The sequence below is a fragment of the Streptomyces sp. VTCC 41912 genome (genome assembly GCF_045799175.1).
GTDB classification, from domain to species: domain Bacteria; phylum Actinomycetota; class Actinomycetes; order Streptomycetales; family Streptomycetaceae; genus Streptomyces; species Streptomyces albulus_C.
In genome coordinates, this window is the sequence record NZ_JBJMAB010000057.1 from 18150 (window position 1) to 40747 (window position 22598).

A 22598-nucleotide genomic window follows, 5' to 3' on the forward strand; every position below is an offset into this window, starting at 1 on the left:
CGCCACCGCCCGTCCCCTCCGTCACCCGTCGGCCACCCGGGAGCGACGTCACCCCGATCGCCTAACCTGGCGGCATGCCCGCCCGCACCTGGGTCCCGCCCGGCCCGTACGACCTGCACCGCACCCTCGGGGTGCTGCGCCGCGGTCCCGGCGACCCGGCGTTCGCGGTCCGCGGCGACGAGGTCTGGCGCGCCTGCCGCACGCCCGACGGCCCCGGCACCCTGCGCCTGGCCGCCCGCCCGGCCGACGGCCACGTCGAGGCGACGGCCTGGGGCCCGGGCGCGGAGTGGCTGCTGGAGCACCTGCCGGAGCTGCTGGGGGAGCACGACGACCCCACGGCGCTCACCGCCCGGCACCGCGTCGTCCACGAGGCGCGCCGCCGCCACCCCGGCGTCCGGCTCGCCCGCACCGGCCTGGTCCTGGAGTCGCTGATCCCCTCGGTCCTGGAGCAGAAGGTCACCAGCGACGAGGCGTACCGCGCCTGGCGGCTGCTGCTCCAGCGGCACGGCACGCCCGCGCCCGGACCGTGGGACCGGCTGCGGGTGATGCCCGAGCCGCGCGGCTGGGCGCTGATCCCGTCCTGGGAGTGGCACCGCGCCGGCGTCGACGCCAAGCGGTCGTCGGCGATCGTGCGCGCGGCCCGGGTCGCGGCCCGTATGGAGGAGGCCGCGCGGATGGACCTCGCGGCCGCCACCCGCCGGCTGACGGCCATCCCGGGCATCGGCCCCTGGACGGCCGCCGAGACCCTCCAGCGCGCCCTGGGCGCCCCCGACGCGATCACCGTCGGCGACCTGCACCTGCCGAACGTCATCGGCTACGCGCTCACCGGCCGCCGCGGCACGACCGACGAGGAGATGCTGGAACTGCTGGCGCCCTACGAGGGCCAGCGGCACCGCGCGGCCCGGCTCATCCTGCTCTCCGGCCTGGTCCCGCCGCGCCGCGCGCCGCGCTTCCCGGTGGGCGACATCGCCCGGCTGTGACCGAGGCGGTGCCGCCCGGCGCAGGAACGGACGCGGTCCTCAGCGGACGCTGACGAAGTCGTCCACCGGCCGCGCCGGCCGTTCCCGCGGCGGTGCGGCCGGCCGCCCGATGGCCACCGCGCCCATCGGCTCCCAGTCCGCCGGCAGTTCCAGCGCCTCCCGGACCACGTCCCGGCAGAACATCGTCGAGGAGATCCACGCCGACCCCAGCCGCTCGGCGGCCAGCGTCACCAGGAAGTTCTGGATGCCGGCGCCGTGCGCGACGACGAACATCTCGCGCTCGGCGGCGGCGCGCCGCGCGTCGGGGTAGGCGTGCGCACCGTCGAGCACCATGCACGGCACCGCCAGGTAGGGCGCGTTGCGCAGCACGTCGCCGCGGCGCACCCGCTTGGCGATGGACTCCTCCGACTTCCCGTCCGCGCGCAGATCGGCCACCCACGCGTCCCGCATCGCGTCCAGCAGGCGGGTCCGGGACTCCGCCGACTCCAGGAGCACGAACCGCCACGGCGCGGTGTGGTGCGGTGCCGGCGCGGTCAGCGCGGCGGCGACCGCGCGCCGCACCGCACCCGGGTCCACCGGGTCGTCGGTGAACTCCCGGACGGTGCGCCGCAGCGTCACCGCCTCCCGCACGGCCTCGGAGGTGCCCAGCCGGAACATGTCGTCCGCGGTGTCGCGCACCAGTGCCCGCGCCCCCGGGTCCGCGCCGGCCGCGTCCGCGTCGGAGTCGGCCCCGGGATCCGCCGCCGGCTCCGCGTCCGCCGGCAGGACGACGTGCGGCAGACCCCGCACCACCGCCACCGGCCGCCCGGTCGCCTTGCCCTTCACCAGGTCGCCCGCGGCGGCGAGTTCGTCCGCGGTGGCCACGACGGTGGCGACCAGCGGATTGCCGTACGCGTCGGTGCCGCCGCGCAGGTCGTCCAGGACCCGCACCCCGGCCGCCCCGATGGCGACGTCGGTCAGTCCGCTGCGCCAGGGCCGCCCGAAGGTGTCGGTGACGATCACGCCGACGTCCACGCCGAGCGTCTCGCGCAGTCCGGCCCGCAGCGCGCGGGCCGAGGCGTCCGGGTCCTCGGGCAGCAGCAGGATCGTGCCGGAGGGCGTGTTGGAGGCGTCCACGCCGGCCGCGGCCATCACCAGGCCCCGGTGGTCCTGAACGATGCGCAGGGTGCCGCGGCGGGCCACCACGCGCGCCGTCTCGGCGTCGATCGCGGCCTCGCGGTCGGTGGCCTCGATGATCCGGCCCTCGGCCTTGCTGACGATCTTCGAGGTGACCAGCACCACGTCACCGTCGGCCAGTTGGGGGGCTCCCGGCCCGGTCGCCGCGGACGCGACGAGCTTGACGAGGTCGTCGCCGGGCCGCACCTCGGGGATCCCCGGCAGCGCCCACACCCGGTAGCCGGGCGCCTGCGCGGCCCCGGTCACTTCCGCACCTCCGCGGCGAGCGCCAGCGCCGTGCGGGCCATCGCGGCGGTGGCGTCCACGTCCGTCATCATCAGCGGCACCGCCCGGCAGCGGATGCCCGCCGCCTCGACGTCGGCCACCGCGTCCGCGTCCACCTCGTCCACCAGCCAGCCGTCCAGCAGCCCCGCGCCGCCCTCCACAGGACGTCGCTCCGCTCCGCCGTAGTACGTGGCCACCGCCGCCGCGGTGGACTCCACGCCGACCGCCTCCAGCACCTTGTCGGCCATGCCGCGCACCGGGGCGTTCCCGACGATCGGCGACAGCCCGACCACCGGCGCCGCGGCCTCGGCGACGGCCTCCCGGATGCCGGGCACGGCCAGGATCGTGCCGATGCTGACGACCGGGTTGGACGGCGGGAAGAGGATCACGTCGGCCGCGGCGAGGGCCTCCAGCACGCCGGGGGCCGGCTTGGCCTGTTCGGCGCCGACCGGCACGACGGCCAGCGCCGGCACCGAGGCCCGCAGCCGCACCCAGTACTCCTGGAAGTGCACGGCCTTGCGCTCGCCGGTCTCGTCCTCGATGGCCACGTGCGTCTCGACGCGGTCGTCGGACATCGGCAGCAGCCGCACGCCGGGCTGCCAGCGGTCGCACAGCGCCTCGGTGACGGCGCTCAACGGGTAGCCGGCACCCAGCATCTGGGTCCGGACGATGTGGGTGGCGAAGTCCCGGTCGCCCAGCCCGAACCACTCCGGCCCGACGCCGTACGCGGCCAGTTCCTCCTTCACCCGGAACGTCTCGCCCGTCCGGCCCCAGCCCTGGTCCTCGTTGATCCCGCCGCCGAGCGTGTACATCACGGTGTCGAGGTCGGGACACACCTTCAGCCCGAACAGGTGGATGTCGTCACCGGTGTTGCCGATGACGGTGATGTCCGCGTCCGGAGCCGCTGCCTTCAGTCCCCGCAGGAAGCGGGCGCCGCCGATACCGCCGGCCAGAACCACAATGCGCATGCCCGTCAGTCTGTCAGCCGCCGGCCGATTCCAAGAGGGGCGGTGGTCGGGCTACGGGCGGACCGTCAGCAGCAGGCCGAATCCATACGGGGTGGTGGCCGACGAGGGGCGGGTGCTCAGGAGGCCGGGGTCCCCTGGACCGGCGCCGCGCACCGCGCGCTGTGCTGCGCGACGGCGTTCCGTCCGCCCGCCCGCGGGAGCATCGGCATCTCGGTCAGACCGGGGAAGTACACGTGCAGGCTGACGGCCGGCACCAGCGCGTCGTTGACGACCTCGTGGGCGTAGCCGGGCGCGAAGACCCGCTGCGCACCGGCCGCCAGGGTCCGCGGTCCGTCCGCCGCGTGTTCGGTCAACTCGCCTTCCAGGACGGTCAGTACGCCGGAGGACGGCCCGTGGTCGTGCCGTCCGCTGCCCTGTCCCGGCACCCAGCTCAGCAGCCACACCTCGTAGCCGGGGGCGGTGCGCAGCCGGTGGTACCAGCGGGTGGTGGCGTCGTAGCGGACCAGCGGGGCCCAGGCGGCGCGGTCGGCGGCGATCGAGCGGGCCAGGCCCGCGAAGCCGGCGACGGTGCTGGGGTGGGCGGGGACGGGCGGCAGCAGGTGGGGGATGGCGAGCGGGTCGCCGGCGATCTGGACGTCGCTGTTCATGGCGGGGTTCCTCGGCGGAAGTGCTGGGTGGCGCGCGACAGGGGGTGCGGCACGGCGCCGGGCCGTTCCTTGTGGGGACGCGGCGCGGTGATCGCGGCGGAGCGGTGCGCCGGCGGGATGGTGCGGGCGCGGGAGGCTGGAGCTCAGTGGCTGCGACAGCTGGAACAGCGACAGCGAGCCTGCACGGCGCAGAGCGACCCGTAGGAACGGGTCAGTCGGTGCGCGGGGGTCGCTGGCATGCGGTCAAGGAGACACGGGGCGGACGTGCGCTGTCAAACGCGCAGCGGTGCATGAGACGGCGTTCACCTCATCCGGTTACTCCGTCCGGAGAAAGGTTTGTGCAGTCCGTGACAGGGAGAAGCGGTCAGCGATCGCGCTCCGGTTGCCGTTGCGGTCCTGTGATCTGGCTGTGATCTTGCCCGCTCCGAGGCGCGCGGTGCAACGCGCAGGCCGCTCGTTGGCGTCTCACTCGTTGAGAAGGGAGCCACGGGTCACCCGCCCGGGGAAGTGTCCTGTTTTTGGATGATTTGAACACTTTCCGCATATGCTTGGTTCCGCAGAGTGAATAAGAGGCCCAATAGCAGATCTCGGCTTGACTGGCCCGGATCAGCACACTTGTAATTTCACTCGTGTCGTTCAGCCGAATTCGATCACGGCTTGATCACGGGGACGTAAAGACAGACGAGGGGCGCACATGACCGAGCTGTTCCAGGAATTGCTGGTCGAGGAGGCGGACGAGGAGCTCGGCTGGCAGGAGCGCGCACTGTGCGCCCAGACCGACCCCGAGTCCTTCTTCCCGGAGAAGGGTGGCTCCACCCGCGAGGCCAAGAAGGTCTGCCTCGCCTGCGAAGTCCGGTCCGAGTGCCTCGAATACGCCCTCGCCAACGACGAACGCTTCGGCATCTGGGGCGGTCTGTCCGAGCGCGAGCGCCGCCGGCTCAAGAAGGCCGCCGTCTGACCGTGACAGGCCAGCCCCCCGCACCAGCACCCCGCGGTTGCGCCGACCACGCCACCGCACCGACCCAACTCCCCATATCCCCCTATAGCGAACGCACCGCCTCCAGCGCTCTGTCCGCCGGAGGCGGTCTGCTGTGTACGGAGTCGATCGGGGTCCCGGCGCGAACCATTAGTGTGGGGCCCCGTCCGAGACACGCCAGCACCGCCGGCGCGGGGTGCGCGTGTCCCTCGTAGTCCGTCGCAGTGTCTTCCGGGGGCGGGGGCCTTTCAGCGACTTCGCCGTGGGCCCCGGACTCCCGGGTCCGGAGGGCCCGTACCTCGATGTCCGTGCACAGCCAGTCGGCGGCCCAGGCCGCCCCGTACGCAGCTGCCACCCCTGAGTTCCCGCGACACGTCGTCACCGCCGTGATCGTTTCGCACGACGGCGGCCGCTGGCTGCCCGACGCGTTGGCCGGGCTGCTCGGCCAGGAGCGCCCGGTCCAGAACGTCATCGGCGCCGACACCGGCAGCGCGGACGACTCCGCCCGCCTGCTCGCCGAGGCGATCGGCGACGATCGCGTGCTCCACCTCGCCCGCCGCTCCGGGTTCGGCACCGCCGTCGACGAGGCCGTCCGCACCGCCCCCGTCCTCGGCCCCGACGACCTGCCCCACCTGCGCCGCCCCAGCGGCTGGGACCCGGTCAGCCGCACCTGGCACGACGAGGCGTACGACATGCCGGAACTCCCGCACGGGGAACCGGTCCAGTGGCTGTGGCTGCTGCACGACGACTGCGCGCCGGCCCCCGACGCGCTCGCCGAACTCCTGCGGGTCGCCGACGCCAGCCCGTCCACCGCCATCGTCGGCCCCAAGCTGCGCAGCTGGTACGACCGACGGCAGCTCCTCGAAGTCGGCGTCAGCATCGCCCGCAGCGGTCGCCGTTGGACCGGCCTGGACCGCCGCGAACAGGACCAGGGCCAGCACGACCAGGTCCGCCCGGTGCTGTCCGTCTCCACCGCCGGCATGCTCATCCGCCGCGACGTCTACGAGCAACTGGGCGGCTTCGACCGCCGGCTGCCGCTGATGCGCGACGACGTCGACCTGTGCTGGCGCGCCCAGGCCGCCGGCCACCAGGTCCTCGTCGCCCCGGACGCCGTCCTGCGGCACGCCGAGGCCGCCGCCCGCGAACGCCGCCCCATCGACTGCGTCGGCCGCTCGGTGGCCAACCCGCACCGCGTCGACAAGGCCGGCGCCGTCTACGCCCTGCTCGCCAACACCCGCGGCGCGCTGCTCCCGTACACCCTGCTGCGGTTGCTGATCGGGACCCTGCTGCGGGTCGTCGCCTACCTCGTCGGCAAGGTCCCCGGCCAGGCGCTGGACGAACTCGCCGGGCTCTTCGGGACCCTGCTGCGCCCCGGCAAGATCCTCGCCGCGCGCACCCGCCGGGGGAAGCCGACGGTCGAGGCGAGCGAACTGCGACCGCTGTTCCCGCCGCCCGGCGCCACCGTCCGGGCCACCGTCGAACAGGTCGCCGGCAACCTCGCCGGCCGGGCCGCCCCCGACGTGGCCTCCGCCGGCCGGCACGGCGCCGTGGAATCCGGCCCCGGCGGCGACGACGCCGACTTCCTGGAGATCGAGCAGTTCGCGCGGCTCAAGCGGATCGCCCGCCGGCCCGCGCCGGTGCTCTTCCTCGTGCTGCTGCTCGTCTCGCTGATCGCCTGCCGGGGACTCCTCGGCGGCGGCTCACTGGTCGGCGGCGCCCTGCTGCCCGCCCCCGACGGCCTGGGCGCCCTGTGGTCGTCCTACGTCGACAGCTGGCATCCGGTCGGCGTCGGGGACACCGCCTCCGCACCGCCCTACCTCGCCGTGCTGGCCTCGTTCTCCACGATCTTCCTCGGCAGCACCAGCTTCACCCTGACCCTGCTGCTGGTCTGCTCGGTCCCGCTGGCCGGCCTCACCGCCTACTTCGCGTCCCGCCCGCTGGTCGCCTCCCGACTGCTGCGGGCCTGGGGCAGCATCGCCTACGCCTTCCTGCCCGCCGCCACCGGCGCGCTCGCCGGCGGCCGCCTGGGCACCGCCGTGCTGGCCGTCCTGCTGCCGCTGATGGCCCGCGCCGCGGTCGCCGCCGGCGGACTGCGACTGGCGCCCGGCACCCGGCCCAGCTGGCGCGCCGCCTGGGCGTACGCCCTGCTGGTCACCGTCACCACCGCCTTCACCCCGATCGTCTGGCCGATCTCGGTACTGCTCGGCGTGGCCCTGCTGGTGCTGCGCCTCCTGGGCTCGGCGAAGGCCAACGGGGCGACCGACGGCGCGGCGAAGCAGGGCGGCCGCCGCGGACCGCTCGTGCCGTACCTGCTGCGGTTCCTGGCCGTGACGCTCGCCCCGCTGGTGGTCCTGGCGCCCTGGTCGCTGTCGCTGCTCACCCACCCCGCGCAGTTCTTCCGCGAGGCCGGCCTCGACTACGGCGCCGGCTCCGCCTCCGTCCTCGACCTCATCGGGCTCAGCCCGGGCGGCCCCAAGGCCGCCGGCGGGCTGCTGCTCCTCGGCATCGTGCTGGCCGCGCTCGGCGCGACCCTGCGCGACGAGCGGCAGACCGCGATCCGCACCGCCTGGGCGGTGGCCCTGACCGGCCTGCTGTGCGCGGCGCTCGGCAACGGCTCCGGCTGGACCGGCCCGGCCATGCTCGTCTACGGCCTGGCGCTGCTGTGTGCCGCCGCGATCGGCGCCGAGGGCATCCGCACCCGGATGACCGCGCTCGGCTTCGGCTGGAAGCAGCCGGCCGCCGTGCTGATCGCGCTGGCCTGCCTGATCGCCCCGCTGTACGCCGCGGTCAGCTGGATGGTCACCGGTGCGGCCGGCCCCGTCCAGCGGCGCGACGCCACCCAGGTCCCGGCGTTCGTCGCGGAGGAGTCCACCACCACCGACCGCGCCCGCACGCTCGTCCTCGACGGCACCCCCGGGCACGTCTCCTACTCCCTCGTCCGCGGCTCCGGGGCCCAGCTCGGCGACGCCGACCTGGCCGCCGAGGCCGGCCCGGACGAGCGCCTGGACGGCGTCGTCGCCCACCTCGTCGCCGGCTCCGGCGCCGACCAGACCGACCGGCTCGGCGCCTACGCGGTCCGCTACGTCCTGGTCCGCAAGGGCGCCCCGCGCGAGATGGGCCGCGTCCTGGACGCCACCCCGGGCCTGACCCGGCTCAGCCAGGAGGACGGCAGCGCCCTGTGGCGCGTCGACCAGCGCGTCTCCCGGATCGCGATCGTCCCCGGCCAGACCAAGGAGGGCACCGGCAACGGCGACGCCGCCGTCCCCGTCCCGGTGCCGGCCGGACCGGTCGACGCGCACACCACCAAGGTGCCCGCCGGCCCCGCCGGCCGGATCCTGCGGATCGCCGACGCCGCCGACGACGGCTGGCACGCCACCCTCGACGGCACCGCCCTCAAGCCCGTCACCGTCGACGGCTGGGCCCAGGGCTTCCAACTGCCGTCCAACGGCGGCCGGCTCGACCTCACCCACGACAACCCCCTGGGCCACACCCTGTGGCTCTGGGCCCAGGGCCTGCTCGCCCTCGTCCTGGTCGTGATGGCGCTGCCCGGCCGGCGCCGGGAGGTCGACGACGACCTGCCCGAGGAGACCGCAGCGGTCGCCGCCGCACCGACCTCGGGGGAGGGCCGCCGGGCCCGCCGGCTGCGCGCCCAGGCCGAGGCGGCCGGTACGGCACCGGGCGCCGCGGCCGACGGCACCGTCGACGGCGTGCCGGTCGCCGGCCCCGGCGAGGAGCCCCCGGGCGCCGAACCGGCCCCGGACCCGGTCCCGTCCGCCGACCCGTACGCCGCGGTCCCCCCGCAGCCCTCCTACGAGGACTGGACGGCCGCCCCGGACCCGACCGCCGCCGACCAGCAGCCCTACGTCCCGACCGCCGACCCGTACCAGGCCGCCCAGTACGGCGGTCAGTACGAGGGCCAGTACGAGGGCCAGTACGACGGTCAGCAGCAGCCCTACCCGCCGGCCGACCCGTACCAGTCCGGCGCCTACCAGCCCGGCGACTACGCGGCCGACCCCTACCAGGCGGGCGCCTACGACCCGTACGGCTACGGCGCTCAGCAGCAGCCGTACCCGGACGCCGGGACGGAGCAGCATCCCCAGCACCCCCAGCACCCGCAGCCCTACGACGGCACGACGTACCCCGGCGCCTTCCCCGAGCCGCGCCGTGACGGGAGCGAGCAGCAGTGAAGCGCACCATCATCTCCCTGACCGCCGCGGCCGCCGCGCTGGCCGCCGTCACCGGCGTCGCCGCGCTCACGGCCCCCGGCGGCGGTGCGGCGGCCGTGGCCCCCGCGAGCGGCACCCGGCTGCCCGTCCAGCGGTCCACGCTGGTGTGCCCGGCGCCCAGTTCGTCGGAGGTCGCCGACACCACCTACACCGCCTTCGCGCCCCCCGGGGCCGCGACCGGCGCGGACACCAAGAAGGGCACCGCCCAGCTCCAGCCCGCCGGCACGGTCGCCGACAGCCACGGCAACCCCGCCGGCAAGGGCGGCAAGGACGCCAAGGACGCCAAGGACGGCAAGGGCAAGGGCACCGCCGCGGACGCCGGCGCGCCGCAGACCGTGCCGCCGGCCGACACCAAGCCCGTGGTGCCCCTGCAGCAGGCCGGCAAGCCGGTGACCGCGGCCACCGACAGCCCCGACGCACCGGCCCTGACCGGTTCCGCCGACGGACTGCTGGCCCCCGGTTGGACCGTCCAGCAGACCACCGCCGTCGCCGCCGGCTCCGGCCGCGGCCTCCAGGGGCTGACCTGCACCGCCCCCGACACCCAGTTCTGGTTCCCCGGCGTCAGCACCGCCGCCGGCCGCACCGACTACGTGCACCTGACCAACCCCGACGCGATCCCGGCCGTCGTCGACCTCGAACTGCGCGGCAAGGACGGCGCGTTGACCGAGAGCGGCGGCGGCGAGGACATCACCGTGCCGCCGCACACCACCGTCCCGGTGCTGCTGTCCACCCTCACCACCACCGCCGTCGACGGTGCCGCGCTGCACGTCACCGTCCGCTCCGGCCGGATCGGCGCGGCCGTCCAGGCCGCCGACGCCAAGACCGGCGGCGACTGGCTCCCGCCGGCCGCCGACCCGGCCCCGAGCGCCGTCCTGCCCGGCATCCCGGCCGACGCCACCGACGTCCAGCTGGTCGCCGTCGCCCCGGGCGACGCGGACGCCGACGTCACGGTCCAACTGGCCACCCCGACCGGCCTGATCACCCCCGCCGGCCTCAACACCCTGCACGTCAAGAGCGGGATGACGACCACCGTCGACCTCAAGGACATCACCAAGGGCGAGGCCGGCTCGCTGGTCCTCACGCCGAGCGGCGACGGGTCCACCGCCCCGATCACCGCGGCGCTGCGGGTCCTCCGCGGCAAGGGCGACAGCCAGGAGATGGCGTTCATCCCGGCGACCCGGCCCGTGGAGGCCCGCGGCACCGTCGCCGACAACCGGGCCAAGGGCAGCACCCTGACCCTGGTCGCCCCCGAGAAGGGCAAGGACGCCACGGTGAAGGTCACCGCGTCGGCCGGCAGCGGCGGCGGCTCCCCGGTCACCAAGACGTTCACGGTCAAGGGCGGCACCGACCTCGCCGTCCAGCCGCCGCTGCCGTCCGGCCTGAAGGGCTCCTACGCGCTGACCGTCGAGCCGCAGTCCGGCAGCGGTCCGGTCTACGCCGCCCGCATGCTGGCCCTGCCGCAGGGCGGGCTGCCGGCCTTCACCATCCAGCCGGTGCCCGACGACCGCGGTTCGGTGCTGGTGCCCACCGCCGGCCAGGACCTGTCCCTGCTCACCCGCTGATCGGCGGCGGCGCCGCGGCGGCGCCGCCGCCCGGACCCGCGCCGCCGGCTCACTCCTGGCCGTAGCGCGGGTCCACCGACTCCGGCGCCAGCCCGAGCAGCTCGGCGACCTGCTCGACGACGACCTCGTGCACCAGCAGCGCCCGCTCGTCGCGGCTCTTCGTCCGGATCTCCACCGGCCTGCGGTAGATCACGATCCGGTCGCGATGTCCGTCGCCGGCCGACAGCACCCGACCCAGCGGCACGCCCTCGTCCTCCGCGAGCGGATCGATTGGGCCGTCCGGTCCGAAGCCCGGCACCTCCAGCACCAGGAAATCGACCTGCGCCAGCTGCGACCAGCGCCGCTCCAGCCGGTCCCGGGAGTCGTAGACGAGATCCGCGAACGCGTCGGCGCGGGACACCGACAGCGGCACCTGGGGAGGCGCGATCGGGCCGCGCATGCCACGGCCGTGGCGGTCACGGCGGCGGGGCCGCGGCTCCGCAGGACGGGGAGGTACGGGGCTGTCCATCAGATCGAGCGTAGCCCTCCGGGGACGAGCCGTACGGCGTTGTGCGACAACTCGCCACTTGTCGTCGGGTGACCGGACCGGACCCGGTTCGGTTCGTTTGTGGCTCCCTCTTGTGCCCTCTCTTTCCCGTGCGACGACGCAGAATGACATGAATTGCACCACCTGGGGACGGCTCGCCGCCCGCCGCGTGCCCCCTCCGCCCGCACCCCCGAGCGGCCCCGGCCGACGGGTGCAGGTCAGACGCATCGGACGAAGCGGGACGACACGGTTGGGTGAGCCGAGGGAGAGTCGTCGCGGCCCGCTCAAGAGTGCGGTACCGTCCAACGTCGTGAGCCCTGTACGTCGCTGTTCGCGCACTGCGTGCGGCCGCCCCGCCGTCGCAACGCTGACGTACGTCTATGCGGATTCGACCGCCGTGCTCGGACCGCTCGCCACCTACGCCGAGCCGCACTGCTACGACCTGTGCGCCGAACACTCCGAGCGCCTGACCGCACCCCGCGGCTGGGAAGTCGTCCGCCTCGCCATCGACCCCGGACCCGCCCGCCCCAGCGGCGACGACCTCGAAGCGCTGGCCAACGCCGTCCGCGAGGCGGCCCGCCCCCAGGAGCGCGCCGCCGGCGGCACGGACACCCCCACCCCCACCGGCCGCGACGGCCACCCCATGGAGGTCGCCCGCCGCGGCCACCTCCGGATCCTGCGCTCGCCCGACTCCTGACCCGCCACCACCTGCTCCGCTGCCGTTCACGGCTGGTTCACGGCCCCCGCACGGAACGTACGGGTAGGTTTGTCAGCCCGTAGCGACTCCAGAAGGGCTGGCTGTGACTGATCTGTCGCAGATCGTGAAGGCGTACGACGTGCGCGGCGTGGTCCCCGACCAGTGGGACGAGACCCTGGCCGAACTCTTCGGCGCGGCCTTCGTCGAGGTCACCGGCGCCGACGCGATCGTCATCGGGCACGACATGCGGCCCTCCTCGCCGGGCCTGTCCGGGGCCTTCGGCCGCGGCGCCACCGCCCGCGGCGCCGACGTCACCGAGATCGGGCTGTGCTCGACCGACGAGCTCTACTACGCCAGCGGCGCACTGGACCTGCCCGGCGCGATGTTCACCGCCTCGCACAACCCGGCCCAGTACAACGGCATCAAGCTGTGCCGGGCCGGCGCCGCCCCGGTCGGCCAGGACACCGGCCTCGCCGACATCCGCGCACTGGTCGAGCGCTGGACCGCCGACGGCGCCCCCGAGCCGGCCGCCACCCCCGGCACCCGCACCCGACGCGACGTCCTGAAGGACTACGCCGGCCACCTGCACTCCCTGGTGGACCTGTCGCAGATCCGCCCCCTGAAGGTCGTCGTCGACGCCGGCAACGGCATGGGCGGCCACACCGTCCCCACCGTCTTCGAGGGCCTGCCCCTCGACCTCGACGCCCTCTACTTCGAGCTGGACGGCTCCTTCCCCAACCACGAGGCCAACCCGCTCGACCCGAAGAACATCACCGACCTGCAAGCCCGGGTCCGCGCCGTCGGCGCCGACCTCGGCCTCGCCTTCGACGGCGACGCCGACCGCTGCTTCGTCGTCGACGAGAACGGCGACCCGGTCTCCCCGTCCGCGATCACCGCCCTGGTCGCCGCCCGCGAGCTGGCCAAGCACCCCGGCGGCACGGTCATCCACAACTGCATCACCTCCTGGTCCGTCCCGGAGGTCGTCAAGGAGCACGGCGGCGCCCCCGTCCGCACCCGCGTCGGCCACTCCTTCATCAAGGCCGAGATGGCCCGCACCGGCGCCATCTTCGGCGGCGAGCACTCCGCGCACTACTACTTCCGCGACTTCTGGAACGCCGACACCGGCATGCTCGCCGCGATGCACGTCCTGGCGGCCCTCGGCAGCCAGGACGGCCCGCTGTCCCAGCTGGTCGCCCAGTACGACCGCTACGCCGCCTCCGGCGAGATCAACAGCACCGTCGACGACCAGGCCGGCCGGCTCGCCGCCATCAAGGCCGCCTACGAAGGCCGCGACGGCATCACCCTCGACGACCTCGACGGCCTGACCGTCACCGCCGCCGACTGGTGGTTCAACGTCCGCCCCTCCAACACCGAGCCGCTGCTCCGCCTCAACGCCGAGGCCCGCGACCGGGCCACCGTCGACCGCATCCGCGACGAGGCCCTGGGCATCATCCGCGGCTGACCCGCCGCCCCGGTGGGAGGGCCGCCCAAACCGGTCCTCCCACCTGCCGAAACCCCCTCCGGGCAGGCCCCGCCCCCCACACCGGCGGTACGCTGGCCACGCCGCAACCACGCCGAAGGAGCACCCCGATGCCGGTCGAAGCCAGCCTGATCCAGATCCTCGCCTGCCCGGCCTGCCACGCCCCGCTGGAGGACCGCACCGCGGCCGACCCCGCCGAGCTGATCTGCACCTCCGCCGACTGCGGCCTCGCCTACCCCGTCCAGGACGGCATTCCGGTCCTCCTCGTCGACGAAGCCCGCCGCCCGGCCTGACCCGGCAGCACCCCGCCCACCGGCGATCGGAGGCCGCGCCACCATGCTCGACGAGTCACTGCTCGACGCACCCGAGGCGCTGGCCGGCGCCGATCGCTTCGGCCTGCTGCGCGGCGTCGCCGAATCCGGCGCCCGGGTCCGCACCGCCGCCCGCAGCGCCGCCGAATCCGGCATCCCCGAGCTGACCCCCGACGGGCGACCGCGCGCCGTCCTGGTCGCCGGCCCCGGCCCGGCCGCCGCCGGCGTCGCCGACCTGCTGCGCGCCCTCAGCGGCGGCAGCTGCCCGGTCAGCCTCATCCAGCCCACCGGCGTGGCCCCCGTGCCCGGCGCCCTCCGCTGGATCCTGCCCGGCTGGGCCGGCCCCCTCGACCTCCTCCTCGTCGCCGGCCCCGACGCCGCCGACCCCGGCCTCGCCGAACTCGTCGAGCAGTCCTACCGCCGCGGCTGCGCGGTCGTCGCCGTCACCCCCGCCGGCGGCCCGCTCGCGGAAGCCGTCGTCCAGGCCCGCGGCCTCGCCGTCCCCCTGGCCACCACCGCCTACGACGCCGAGTTCGACGTCGAGGGCGCCCCGCCCGCGGCCCCCGGCACCCTGTGGTCCGTCCTCATCCCGCTGCTCGTGCTCGCCGACCGGATCGGCCTGATCAGCGCCCCCGCGGACGCCGTCAGCAAGCTCGCCGACCGCCTCGACCAGGTCGCCGAACGCTGCGGTCCGGCCATCCCCACCTACACCAACCCCGGCAAGACCCTCGCCGCCGACCTCGCCGACGCGCTCCCGCTGATCTGGACCGAGGGACTGGTCGCCGGCGCGGTCGGCCGCCACTTCGCCACCGAGCTCGCCGGACTCGCCGGCCGCCCCGCGCTCGCCGCCGACCTCCCCGAGGCGCTCACCACCCACCGCGCCCTGCTCGCCGGCGCCCTCGCCGCCGGCGCCGACCCGGACGACTTCTTCCGCGACCGCGTCGACCAGCCGGCCGCCCTGCACGCCCGGATCGTCCTGTTCCGCGAAGCCGAGGCCGGCCCGCTCTCCGCGACCCGCGCCGCCCAGCAGCTCGCCGACGAACGCGACACCCCCCTCAGCGAACTGGAACCGACCGCCGGCAGCGAGCTGGAACGCGCCGCGGAACTCCTCGCCATCGCCGATTTCGGTGCCGTTTACCTGGCGCTCGCCGGCACCGAGTGATCATGGCTCCGGGGGAGCCCACCGCCCCGCGCCCCACCGGACCACCCACGCCACGTCAGGAAGCAGCCGTCCCATGGACCGCCTCGTCAACACCGTGCGCCCCTACGCCTGGGGCTCCACCACCGCCCTCCCCGACCTCCTCGACGTCCCGCCCACCGGCCAACCGCAGGCCGAGATGTGGCTCGGCGCCCACCCCGGCGCCCCCTCCCGCCTCGACCGCGGCGCCGGCCCGGTCTCCCTCGCCGACGTGATAGCCGCCGACCCCGAGGGCGAACTGGGCGCCGCCGCCGTCCGCGCCTTCGGCCCCCGACTGCCCTTCCTCTTCAAGATCCTCGCGGCCGGCGCCCCGCTCTCCCTCCAGGTCCACCCCGACCGCACCCAGGCCGCCGCCGGCTTCGCCGACGAGGAGGCCCGCGGCATCCCCCTCGACGCCCCGCACCGCAACTACAAGGACGCCAACCACAAGCCCGAACTCCTCTGCGCCCTCACCCCCTTCGACGGCCTCTGCGGCTTCCGCCACCCCGACCAGGCCGCCGACCTCCTGGCCGGCCTCGACGTCGACGACCTCAAGCCGTACGTCGACGTCCTGCGCGCCAGCCCCGAGGAATCCGCCCTGCGCGAGGTGCTCACCGCCGTCCTCGGCGCCGAACCCCAGGCCCTCGCCGAAACCGTCGAACGCACCGCCACCGCCGCCGCCCAACTCGCCCCCAAGGGCGGCCCGCACGCCGACGCCTACGCCGCCCTCGCCGCCATCGCCCACCACTACCCGGGCGACCGCGGCGTCCTCGCCGCCGCACTCCTCAACCACGTCCGGCTCCAACCCGGCGAAGCACTCTTCCTCGGCGCCGGCATCCCGCACGCCTACCTCAGCGGCCTCGGCGTCGAACTGATGGCCAACTCCGACAACGTGCTCCGCTGCGGCCTCACCCCCAAGCACGTCGACGTCCCCGAACTCCTGCGCGTGGTCCGCTTCACCCCCCGCGACGCCGGCGTACTGCGCCCCGAGGACGTCGACGGCGAAGAGGTCTACGACACCCCCATCGACGAGTTCCGCCTCTCCCGCTTCGTCCTGGCCCCCGGCGCCACCCCCCGCCCGCTCGCCGCCCGCACCCCGCAGATCCTCCTGTGCACCGCCGGCGCCGTCCGCCTGACCAGCGACCGCGGCACCACCCGCGACCTCACCCTCACCCCCGGCACCGCCGTCTTCGCGCCCGCCGGCGAACGCCTCACCCTCGCCGGCGACGGCACCGTCTTCCGCGCCACCGTCGTCGCCTGACGCCCGTCCGGCATCCGGCCTCCCCGCACCGCCCGCAGACCGGGCTGCAACAATGACCGCCGCACTGCATTAAAGGGGCGGTAAAGCCCGGTCTACGGAAGGGACATGGCGCACTCATGAGCGCATCCGGCGGTACCAAGGCGATCGTGGCGGCGCTGGGCGCCAACCTGGCGATCGCCGTGGCCAAGTTCGTCGCCTTCGCCTTCAGCGGCTCGTCCTCGATGCTGGCCGAAGGCGTCCACTCCCTCGCGGACTCCGGCAACCAGGGCCTGCTGCTGCTCGGCGGGAAGCGGGCCAAGCGCGCCGCCACCGCCGAACACCCCTTCGGCTACGGTCGCGAGCGCTACATCTACGGCTTCCTCGTCTCCATCGTCCTGTTCACCATCGGCGGCGTCTTCGCGCTCTACGAGGGCTACGAGAAGATCCAGCACCCGCACCCCCTGGACAACTGGTACTGGCCGGTCGGCGTCCTGCTCTTCGCCGTCATCGCCGAGGGCATCTCCTTCCGCACCGCGATCAAGGAGTCCAACGAACTGCGCGGCCAGCAGAGCTGGGCCCAGTTCATCCGCCGCGCCAAGGCCCCCGAACTCCCCGTCGTCCTGCTGGAGGACTTCGGCGCACTGATCGGCCTCGTCCTCGCCCTCTGCGGCGTCGGCCTCACCCTCGCCACCGACAACAGCGTCTGGGACGGCATCGGCACCATGTGCATCGGCACGCTGCTCGTGCTGATCGCACTGGTCCTCGCCGCCGAGACCAAGTCCCTGCTGCTCGGCGAGGCGGCCGGCCCCGACCAGGTCGCCAAGATCCGCGCCGCCCTCGTCGACGGCGACGTCGTCACCCGCGTCATCCACATGCGCACCCTCCACCTCGGCCCCGAGGAACTCCTCGTCGCCGCCAAGATCGCCGTCCAGCACGACGACACCGCCGCCGAGGTCGCCCGCGCCATCGACGCCGCCGAGGCCCGCATCCGCGAAGCCGTCCCGATCGCCCGCGTCATCTACCTCGAACCCGACATCTACGACGAGAAGGCCGCCACGGCCCAGCCCCCCAGCAACACCTGACACCCCACGCGCCACGAGGCCCCGCCACCCCCGGGAGGCGGGGCCTCACGCATGCCACCGCACCCGACCACCCCACCCCCACACCCCCGCACCGCACGGAACAAGCCAACGATCGAACCGATGCGGTCTGGGGCAGCGGAGCCGATCGGTGTAAATTCGAGGGCAGTGCCAGACGTCGCTGCTGATGGCGGTCGGTCGGCCCGCACCGCGGGACCGGCCGAGGGAGAGAGGGCCTCCGACGGACTGCGCTGCGGCAAGGGGAGAGGTGTACCCGCCTCCACGTAGGCTCACGTGCACCCCGTCACCACTGGGAACCCCAGCCCGCGCCGCAGACTGCCCGAATGCCCGACCGACCTCGACATCCGAGGAGCAGCCCGAATGACGACAGCAGCCACCGGCCAGGACTTCAAGGTCGCTGACCTTTCCCTCGCCGCCTTCGGCCGCAAGGAGATCACCCTCGCCGAGCACGAGATGCCCGGTCTGATGGCGATCCGCAAGGAGTACGCCGAGCAGCAGCCCCTGAAGGGCGCGCGGATCACCGGTTCGCTGCACATGACCGTGCAGACCGCCGTGCTGATCGAGACGCTGGTCGCCCTGGGTGCGCAGGTGCGCTGGGCGTCCTGCAACATCTTCTCGACCCAGGACCATGCGGCCGCGGCGATCGCGGTGGGTCCGAACGGTACGCCCGAGGCGCCGCAGGGTGTGCCGGTCTTCGCCTGGAAGGGCGAGACGCTCCAGGAGTACTGGTGGTGCACGGAGCAGGCGCTGACCTGGCCGGGCACCTCCACCGGTGGCCCGAACATGATTCTCGACGACGGTGGTGACGCCACCCTGCTGGTGCACAAGGGCGTCGAGTACGAGAAGGCGGGTAAGGCTCCGGCGGTGGAGACCGCGGAGAACGAGGAGCACCACGCGATCCTGGAGCTCCTCAACCGCACCCTCGCGGACAGTCCGCAGAAGTGGACCCGGCTGGCGTCGGAGATCCGTGGGGTGACGGAGGAGACCACCACCGGTGTCCACCGTCTGTACGAGATGCAGCGTGACGGCGTGCTGCTCTTCCCGGCGATCAACGTCAATGACGCGGTGACCAAGTCGAAGTTCGACAACAAGTACGGCTGCCGGCACTCCCTCATCGACGGCATCAACCGCGCCACCGATGTCCTGATCGGTGGCAAGACGGCCGTGGTCTGCGGTTACGGCGACGTCGGCAAGGGCTGTGCGGAGTCGCTGCGCGGCCAGGGCGCGCGCGTGATCATCACCGAGATCGACCCGATCTGTGCGCTGCAGGCGGCGATGGACGGTTACCAGGTCGCGACGCTGGACGAGGTCGTCGAGACGGCCGACATCTTCGTCACCACGACCGGTAACAAGGACATCATCCTTGCCTCGGACATGGCGCGGATGAAGCACCAGGCGATCGTCGGCAACATCGGTCACTTCGACAACGAGATCGACATGGCGGGTCTGGCGAAGCTGCCGGGTATCGTCAAGGACGAGGTCAAGCCGCAGGTCCACACCTGGACCCACCCGGACGGCAAGGTGTTGATCGTGCTGTCCGAGGGCCGCCTGCTGAACCTGGGCAACGCCACCGGCCACCCGTCGTTCGTGATGTCGAACTCGTTCGCGGACCAGACGCTGGCGCAGCTGGAGCTGTTCACCAAGCCCGAGCAGTACCCGACCGACGTCTACGTCCTGCCCAAGCACCTGGACGAGAAGGTCGCCCGGCTCCACCTGGACGCGCTGGGCGTCAAGCTCACCACCCTGCGCAAGGAGCAGGCCGACTACATCGGCGTCAAGGTCGAGGGCCCGTACAAGCCCGACCACTACCGCTACTGACCGCTACCGCCGGCCCACCCACGGGCCGGCGACCGGCACCCCTCCAGCAGACGCTGGCACCAGGCCCTCGCCCTCCCGGCGGGGGCCTGGCCCGCAGAACCCCCGGAACCACCCGCCCCTCGCAAGGACTGCACCCCCATGCCCCGCGGCCACTACTCGCTGTACGACCCGCACGACCACACCCCCCTCGGCGAGGAGCACTTCCACTGCGCCACCGGCCCCTCCGGCTGGCGCTACGTCTCCCAGACCCTCAACACCGCCGGCGAGCACACCGGATCCGTCGACCTCACCCTCGACGAACTCGGCCGCCCGATCCGCCTCGAACTCCACGCCTCCGCCTGGCAGGTCCGCGGCGCCGCCCTGGACGGCGTCACCTGGGTGCGCACCGACCCCACCGGCGCCCACGCCACCGAGGGCAACGTCCCCGCCCACGCCTTCACCGGCGCCTCCCCGGCCTTCCTCGTCGCCACCGCCCGGCTGCTGCGCCCCGCCCAGGGCGCCGGCGCCACCCGCGTGCGCCTCGTCGCCTTCACGCCCCCCGTCCTCGCCCCCCGCACCCTCGACCAGTCCTGGGCACTGCTCTCCAGCACACCACACGCCACTGACATCGCCCCGCTCATCGCCGACGCGTACCAGGTCACCGACCTCGAAACCGGCGAACAGCACGCCGTCCACCTCGCCGGCGACGTCGTCCTCGCCGCCCCCGGCATCGAACTCGAATCCCTCGACACACCGCCCTCGACCTTCAGCTGACGCCGCCCCGGTACGCCGCCCCCGGGTCCCCTCTCACACGGGCGGCGCGAACCCGGTGCCACTCCGCGGCGCCCGACCGCCCCCGCCGTCACCCGACACCCCCGGCACTTCCGCCGCCGGCCACGCCACCCCGCCGCCCGACGCACCACCGTCGCCTTCCGACCTGGCCGTCACCGCACCCCCGGGCGCCACCCACGCCCCACCGGCACGCTCCTCCGGCACCCCCGCGGGAACGTCCCCCGCACCAACACCGCCCACAGCAAGCCCGGTTGACGAAACGGCCCCCAGCCCGACCCCCGGGCCCGTCGCCACATCCGCCCCAGGACGCACCCCCGGCACACCGCTCGCCCCGAACGCACGCCGCGACTCCCGCTCCTGCCGCTCCCGCACCACCGCGTCCAGATACACCACCGGGTCCGTCCCCGCCGGCACCACGGCCCCCGCGAACCCCCGCAGGTCCCCGGCGAGCCGCCCGGCGATCGTCGCGGCCGCCTGCGGGTCCAACTCGCCCAACCGCCCCAGGTACTGCCGCACGGCCAACCACCACCCGTCCGGCACCCGCGACAGATCGAGCCCGGCGACCTCCCCGGCCAGCCACGGCGGCGGCGCCGGCAGCACCACGCCCCCACCCTCCGCCTCGGGCACCCGCTCCCGCACCACCAGCGTCCCGGCGAACACGTCACCCAGCCGCCGCCCCCGTGCCGACACCATCGACGCGATCGACGCCAGCACCCCCATCGTCATCACGATCTCGACGGCCCCCATGGCCCCCCGCACCAGCGCGTGCCGGAACCGGATCGGCCCGCCGTCCTCCCGCACCACCCGCAACCCGCAGATCAACTTCCCCAACGACCGCCCGTGACTCAGCGTCTCGACCGCGATCGGTATCCCCACCTGCACCAGCACGAACGTGGCCACCTGTATGGCCGCCAGCACCGCACCGTCCAACGAGGACGCCGTGCCCACCATCACCAGCGTCACCACGAGGTACGTCCCCCAGGCCACCGCGAGGTCCACGACCACCGCCAGGCCCCGGCTCGCCAGCCTGGCCGGCCGCAGCCCCAGCACCACCGCTTCCCCCGTCACCAACTGGCTCACCCGTCCACTCCCTCTCGACCCAGTTCCCTCGTGGCCCTGCTCCCGAGCCCGCCACCGCGCGGCCTCGTCGCACGGTGCCCCTGCCCCTGAGGTCCGGGGCCCCGCGCCCGGCCAGTCTGCCAAGCTGACCCGACACCCACCCACCGCGCTGCGAGGAGCGACCCCGTAATGGACCTGGATGTCTTCGTCACGGCCCACGGCGCCGAATGGGACCGCCTGGAATCCCTGCTGCGTCGCAAGCGCCGCCTCACCGGCGCCGAAGCCGACGAACTGGTCGTCCTTTACCAACGCACCACCACCCACCTCTCCCTCCTCCTGTCCAGCGCCCCCGACCCCGCCCTGACGGGCCGCCTCACCTCCCTCGTGGCCCGCGCCCGCAGCAAGGTCACCGGCGCCCGCCCGTCCTCCTGGCGCGACGCCGCCCGCTTCTTCACCGCCTCCTTCCCCGCCGCCGTCTACCGCCTGCGCCGCTGGTGGATCCCCACGGCGGTGCTCTCCCTGACCGTCGCCGCCCTCATGGCCTGGTGGATAGCCGCCCATCCCGAGGTGCAGTCCACCCTCGGCGCCCCCCGGCAACTCCGCGAGATGACCCGCCCCGGCGGCGAGTACGAGGCGTACTACTCCAACCACCCCGCCGCGGCCTTCGCCGCCCAGGTATGGACGAACAACGCCCAGGCCGTCGCCCTCTGCCTGGTCCTCGGCGCCTTCCTCGGCCTCCCCGTCCTGTGGGTCCTCTTCCAGAACATGCTGAACCTGGCCGCGGGCCTGGGCCTGATGTCCTCCGCGGGCCGGCTGGACACCTTCCTCGGCCTGCTCATCCCGCACGGCCTCCTCGAACTGACCGCCGTCTTCGTCGCCGCCGGCATCGGCCTGCGCCTGGGTTGGACCGTCATCGACCCGGGCCCCCGCACCCGTCGCACGGCACTGGCCGAAGAGGGCCGCACCGCCCTCGGCGTCGCCGTCGGCCTGGCTGCCGTCCTCTTCGTCTCCGGCATCCTCGAAGGCTTCGTCACGCCGTCCGGCCTCCCGACCTGGGCCCGCATCACCATCGGTGTCCTCGCCGAGCTGGCGTTCCTCATCTACGTCTACGTCCTGGGCGGCCGCGCCGTGCGCGCCGGCGAGACCGGCGACGTCGACACCACCGACCGCGCCGCTCTGCTCCCCACCGCCGCGTGATGTGCGGACGACCCTCCTGACCTGCTAATCTCCTCTCCGTCCCAAAAACCCGTTGACACGGGTCAGAGGGGGAGGTAGATTCAAACGGTTGCAACGAACTGGACAGGTTCGATCGCGACAGTTAGTCTCTCCTCCGCTCCGGCCGCACTTCACATCGGCCGAGCGCGTCGATCATTTACCAGAAGCGCCACCCGATCATTTCGATCGAATGCCTTCTGATAAAGTCGGAAAAGTCGAAAGACAAGCCCCTCTGACGGGTAATTCAGAACGAAATTCGCACCAACCGCCTCGCGGTCTGGAACGGAAAGAAGATCTGATAAAGTCGGAAAGGTCGAGAAGCGAAAGCGAATCGGCCGGACCCCGCTCCAGCAGGGGGCCAGAGACGGAAACGGATCTGGTAAGGTTGGAACCGCGAGAAAGCCG

The 22598-nt window shown here is 73.9% G+C and carries 19 protein-coding genes; 13 read left to right on the plus strand and 6 right to left on the minus strand.

The features are described 5' to 3' along the window. The first annotated feature begins 74 nt into the window (after positions 1-74). Positions 75-980 (plus strand): DNA-3-methyladenine glycosylase, encoded by a 906-nt coding sequence (locus ACJ6WD_RS38725; protein WP_233661791.1) that lies wholly within the window; start codon positions 75-77, stop codon positions 978-980. A gap of 39 nt (positions 981-1019) precedes the next feature. Here the strand turns inward: ACJ6WD_RS38725 and ACJ6WD_RS38730 are convergent, their stop codons facing one another. From ACJ6WD_RS38730 to ACJ6WD_RS38740, 3 genes are all read right to left on the minus strand, one after another. Next, complete coding sequence (locus ACJ6WD_RS38730; RefSeq protein WP_407617592.1) at positions 1020-2402, minus strand: coenzyme F420-0:L-glutamate ligase; 1383 nt, start codon at positions 2400-2402, stop codon at positions 1020-1022. Then, positions 2399-3388, minus strand: coding sequence for a 2-phospho-L-lactate transferase (gene cofD / locus ACJ6WD_RS38735; RefSeq protein WP_233661789.1), 990 nt, complete (start codon positions 3386-3388; stop codon positions 2399-2401). Before cofD ends, ACJ6WD_RS38730 begins: the two co-directional genes overlap by 4 nt. Positions 3389-3504: 116 nt before the next feature. Then, positions 3505-4035 (minus strand): cysteine dioxygenase family protein, encoded by a 531-nt coding sequence (locus ACJ6WD_RS38740; protein ID WP_233661788.1) that lies wholly within the window; start codon positions 4033-4035, stop codon positions 3505-3507. A gap of 694 nt (positions 4036-4729) precedes the next feature. Between ACJ6WD_RS38740 and ACJ6WD_RS38745 the strand changes: the two genes are divergently transcribed. From ACJ6WD_RS38745 to ACJ6WD_RS38755, 3 genes are all read left to right on the plus strand, one after another. Continuing rightward, positions 4730-4993, plus strand: a complete 264-nt coding sequence (locus ACJ6WD_RS38745; RefSeq protein WP_003983763.1) for a WhiB family transcriptional regulator — start codon at positions 4730-4732, stop codon at positions 4991-4993. A gap of 320 nt (positions 4994-5313) precedes the next feature. Beyond that, positions 5314-9198, plus strand: a complete 3885-nt coding sequence (locus tag ACJ6WD_RS38750; protein WP_407617593.1) for a glycosyltransferase — start codon at positions 5314-5316, stop codon at positions 9196-9198. Further along, positions 9195-10799 (plus strand): DUF5719 family protein, encoded by a 1605-nt coding sequence (locus tag ACJ6WD_RS38755; protein ID WP_407617594.1) that lies wholly within the window; start codon positions 9195-9197, stop codon positions 10797-10799. The genes ACJ6WD_RS38750 and ACJ6WD_RS38755 overlap by 4 nt, the downstream gene beginning before the upstream one ends. Before the next feature lie 49 nt (positions 10800-10848). Here ACJ6WD_RS38755 and ACJ6WD_RS38760 read toward each other — a convergent pair whose 3' ends face one another. Next, the gene (locus tag ACJ6WD_RS38760; protein WP_407617595.1) at positions 10849-11307 is read right to left on the minus strand and encodes a metallopeptidase family protein; all 459 of its coding nucleotides are present in this window, start codon (positions 11305-11307) and stop codon (positions 10849-10851) included. 268 nt (positions 11308-11575) lie between these two features. Here ACJ6WD_RS38760 and ACJ6WD_RS38765 point away from each other — a divergent pair, with 268 nt between their 5' ends. From ACJ6WD_RS38765 to ACJ6WD_RS38800, 8 genes are all read left to right on the plus strand, one after another. Further along, entirely contained in the window at positions 11576-12022 is a 447-nt protein-coding gene (locus ACJ6WD_RS38765; RefSeq protein WP_078486929.1) for a DUF3499 domain-containing protein, read from the plus strand. 103 nt (positions 12023-12125) lie between these two features. Beyond that, positions 12126-13484, plus strand: coding sequence for a phosphomannomutase/phosphoglucomutase (locus tag ACJ6WD_RS38770; RefSeq protein WP_038519790.1), 1359 nt, complete (start codon positions 12126-12128; stop codon positions 13482-13484). 128 nt (positions 13485-13612) lie between these two features. Then, positions 13613-13795, plus strand: coding sequence for a Trm112 family protein (locus tag ACJ6WD_RS38775; protein WP_016573075.1), 183 nt, complete (start codon positions 13613-13615; stop codon positions 13793-13795). A gap of 43 nt (positions 13796-13838) precedes the next feature. Beyond that, the gene (locus ACJ6WD_RS38780) at positions 13839-14975 is read left to right on the plus strand and encodes an SIS domain-containing protein (RefSeq protein WP_331249533.1); all 1137 of its coding nucleotides are present in this window, start codon (positions 13839-13841) and stop codon (positions 14973-14975) included. Positions 14976-15048: 73 nt separating this feature from the next. Beyond that, positions 15049-16251, plus strand: a complete 1203-nt coding sequence (manA, locus tag ACJ6WD_RS38785) for a mannose-6-phosphate isomerase, class I (protein ID WP_038519787.1) — start codon at positions 15049-15051, stop codon at positions 16249-16251. 116 nt (positions 16252-16367) lie between these two features. Continuing rightward, on the plus strand, positions 16368-17312 hold the full coding sequence (locus ACJ6WD_RS38790) for a cation diffusion facilitator family transporter (RefSeq protein WP_331249532.1): 945 nt from the start codon (positions 16368-16370) through the stop codon (positions 17310-17312). 378 nt (positions 17313-17690) lie between these two features. Further along, entirely contained in the window at positions 17691-19148 is a 1458-nt protein-coding gene (gene ahcY, locus ACJ6WD_RS38795; protein WP_233661783.1) for an adenosylhomocysteinase, read from the plus strand. A gap of 138 nt (positions 19149-19286) precedes the next feature. Further along, positions 19287-19901, plus strand: a complete 615-nt coding sequence (locus tag ACJ6WD_RS38800; protein ID WP_233661782.1) for a hypothetical protein — start codon at positions 19287-19289, stop codon at positions 19899-19901. Positions 19902-19934: 33 nt separating this feature from the next. Here ACJ6WD_RS38800 and ACJ6WD_RS38805 read toward each other — a convergent pair whose 3' ends face one another. Next, positions 19935-20999: an RDD family protein gene (locus tag ACJ6WD_RS38805; RefSeq protein ID WP_407617596.1), complete on the minus strand. Its 1065-nt coding sequence runs from the start codon at positions 20997-20999 to the stop codon at positions 19935-19937. Between the two features lie 168 nt (positions 21000-21167). Between ACJ6WD_RS38805 and ACJ6WD_RS38810 the strand changes: the two genes are divergently transcribed. After that, positions 21168-22175, plus strand: coding sequence for a stage II sporulation protein M (locus ACJ6WD_RS38810; RefSeq protein ID WP_233661780.1), 1008 nt, complete (start codon positions 21168-21170; stop codon positions 22173-22175). 149 nt (positions 22176-22324) lie between these two features. On the opposite strand, the gene ACJ6WD_RS38815 is transcribed toward ACJ6WD_RS38810, so the two are convergent. Further along, positions 22325-22598: hypothetical protein (locus ACJ6WD_RS38815; RefSeq protein ID WP_407617597.1), on the minus strand; the 274-nt coding region annotated here is incomplete at its 5' end.

What these genes read in the sequence shown, in the direction of transcription:
- ACJ6WD_RS38725 (WP_233661791.1), top strand. Translation starts at nt 75, where the DNA reads ATGCCCGCCCGCACCTGGGTCCCGCCCGGCCCGTACGACCTGCACCGC.
- cofD (WP_233661789.1), bottom strand. Translation starts at nt 3,388, where the DNA reads ATGCGCATTGTGGTTCTGGCCGGCGGTATCGGCGGCGCCCGCTTCCTG.
- ACJ6WD_RS38740 (WP_233661788.1), bottom strand. Translation starts at nt 4,035, where the DNA reads ATGAACAGCGACGTCCAGATCGCCGGCGACCCGCTCGCCATCCCCCAC.
- ACJ6WD_RS38745 (WP_003983763.1), top strand. Translation starts at nt 4,730, where the DNA reads ATGACCGAGCTGTTCCAGGAATTGCTGGTCGAGGAGGCGGACGAGGAG.
- ACJ6WD_RS38750 (WP_407617593.1), top strand. Translation starts at nt 5,314, where the DNA reads ATGTCCGTGCACAGCCAGTCGGCGGCCCAGGCCGCCCCGTACGCAGCT.
- ACJ6WD_RS38760 (WP_407617595.1), bottom strand. Translation starts at nt 11,307, where the DNA reads ATGGACAGCCCCGTACCTCCCCGTCCTGCGGAGCCGCGGCCCCGCCGC.
- ACJ6WD_RS38775 (WP_016573075.1), top strand. Translation starts at nt 13,613, where the DNA reads ATGCCGGTCGAAGCCAGCCTGATCCAGATCCTCGCCTGCCCGGCCTGC.
- ACJ6WD_RS38780 (WP_331249533.1), top strand. Translation starts at nt 13,839, where the DNA reads ATGCTCGACGAGTCACTGCTCGACGCACCCGAGGCGCTGGCCGGCGCC.
- manA (WP_038519787.1), top strand. Translation starts at nt 15,049, where the DNA reads ATGGACCGCCTCGTCAACACCGTGCGCCCCTACGCCTGGGGCTCCACC.
- ACJ6WD_RS38790 (WP_331249532.1), top strand. Translation starts at nt 16,368, where the DNA reads ATGAGCGCATCCGGCGGTACCAAGGCGATCGTGGCGGCGCTGGGCGCC.
- ahcY (WP_233661783.1), top strand. Translation starts at nt 17,691, where the DNA reads ATGACGACAGCAGCCACCGGCCAGGACTTCAAGGTCGCTGACCTTTCC.
- ACJ6WD_RS38800 (WP_233661782.1), top strand. Translation starts at nt 19,287, where the DNA reads ATGCCCCGCGGCCACTACTCGCTGTACGACCCGCACGACCACACCCCC.
- ACJ6WD_RS38810 (WP_233661780.1), top strand. Translation starts at nt 21,168, where the DNA reads ATGGACCTGGATGTCTTCGTCACGGCCCACGGCGCCGAATGGGACCGC.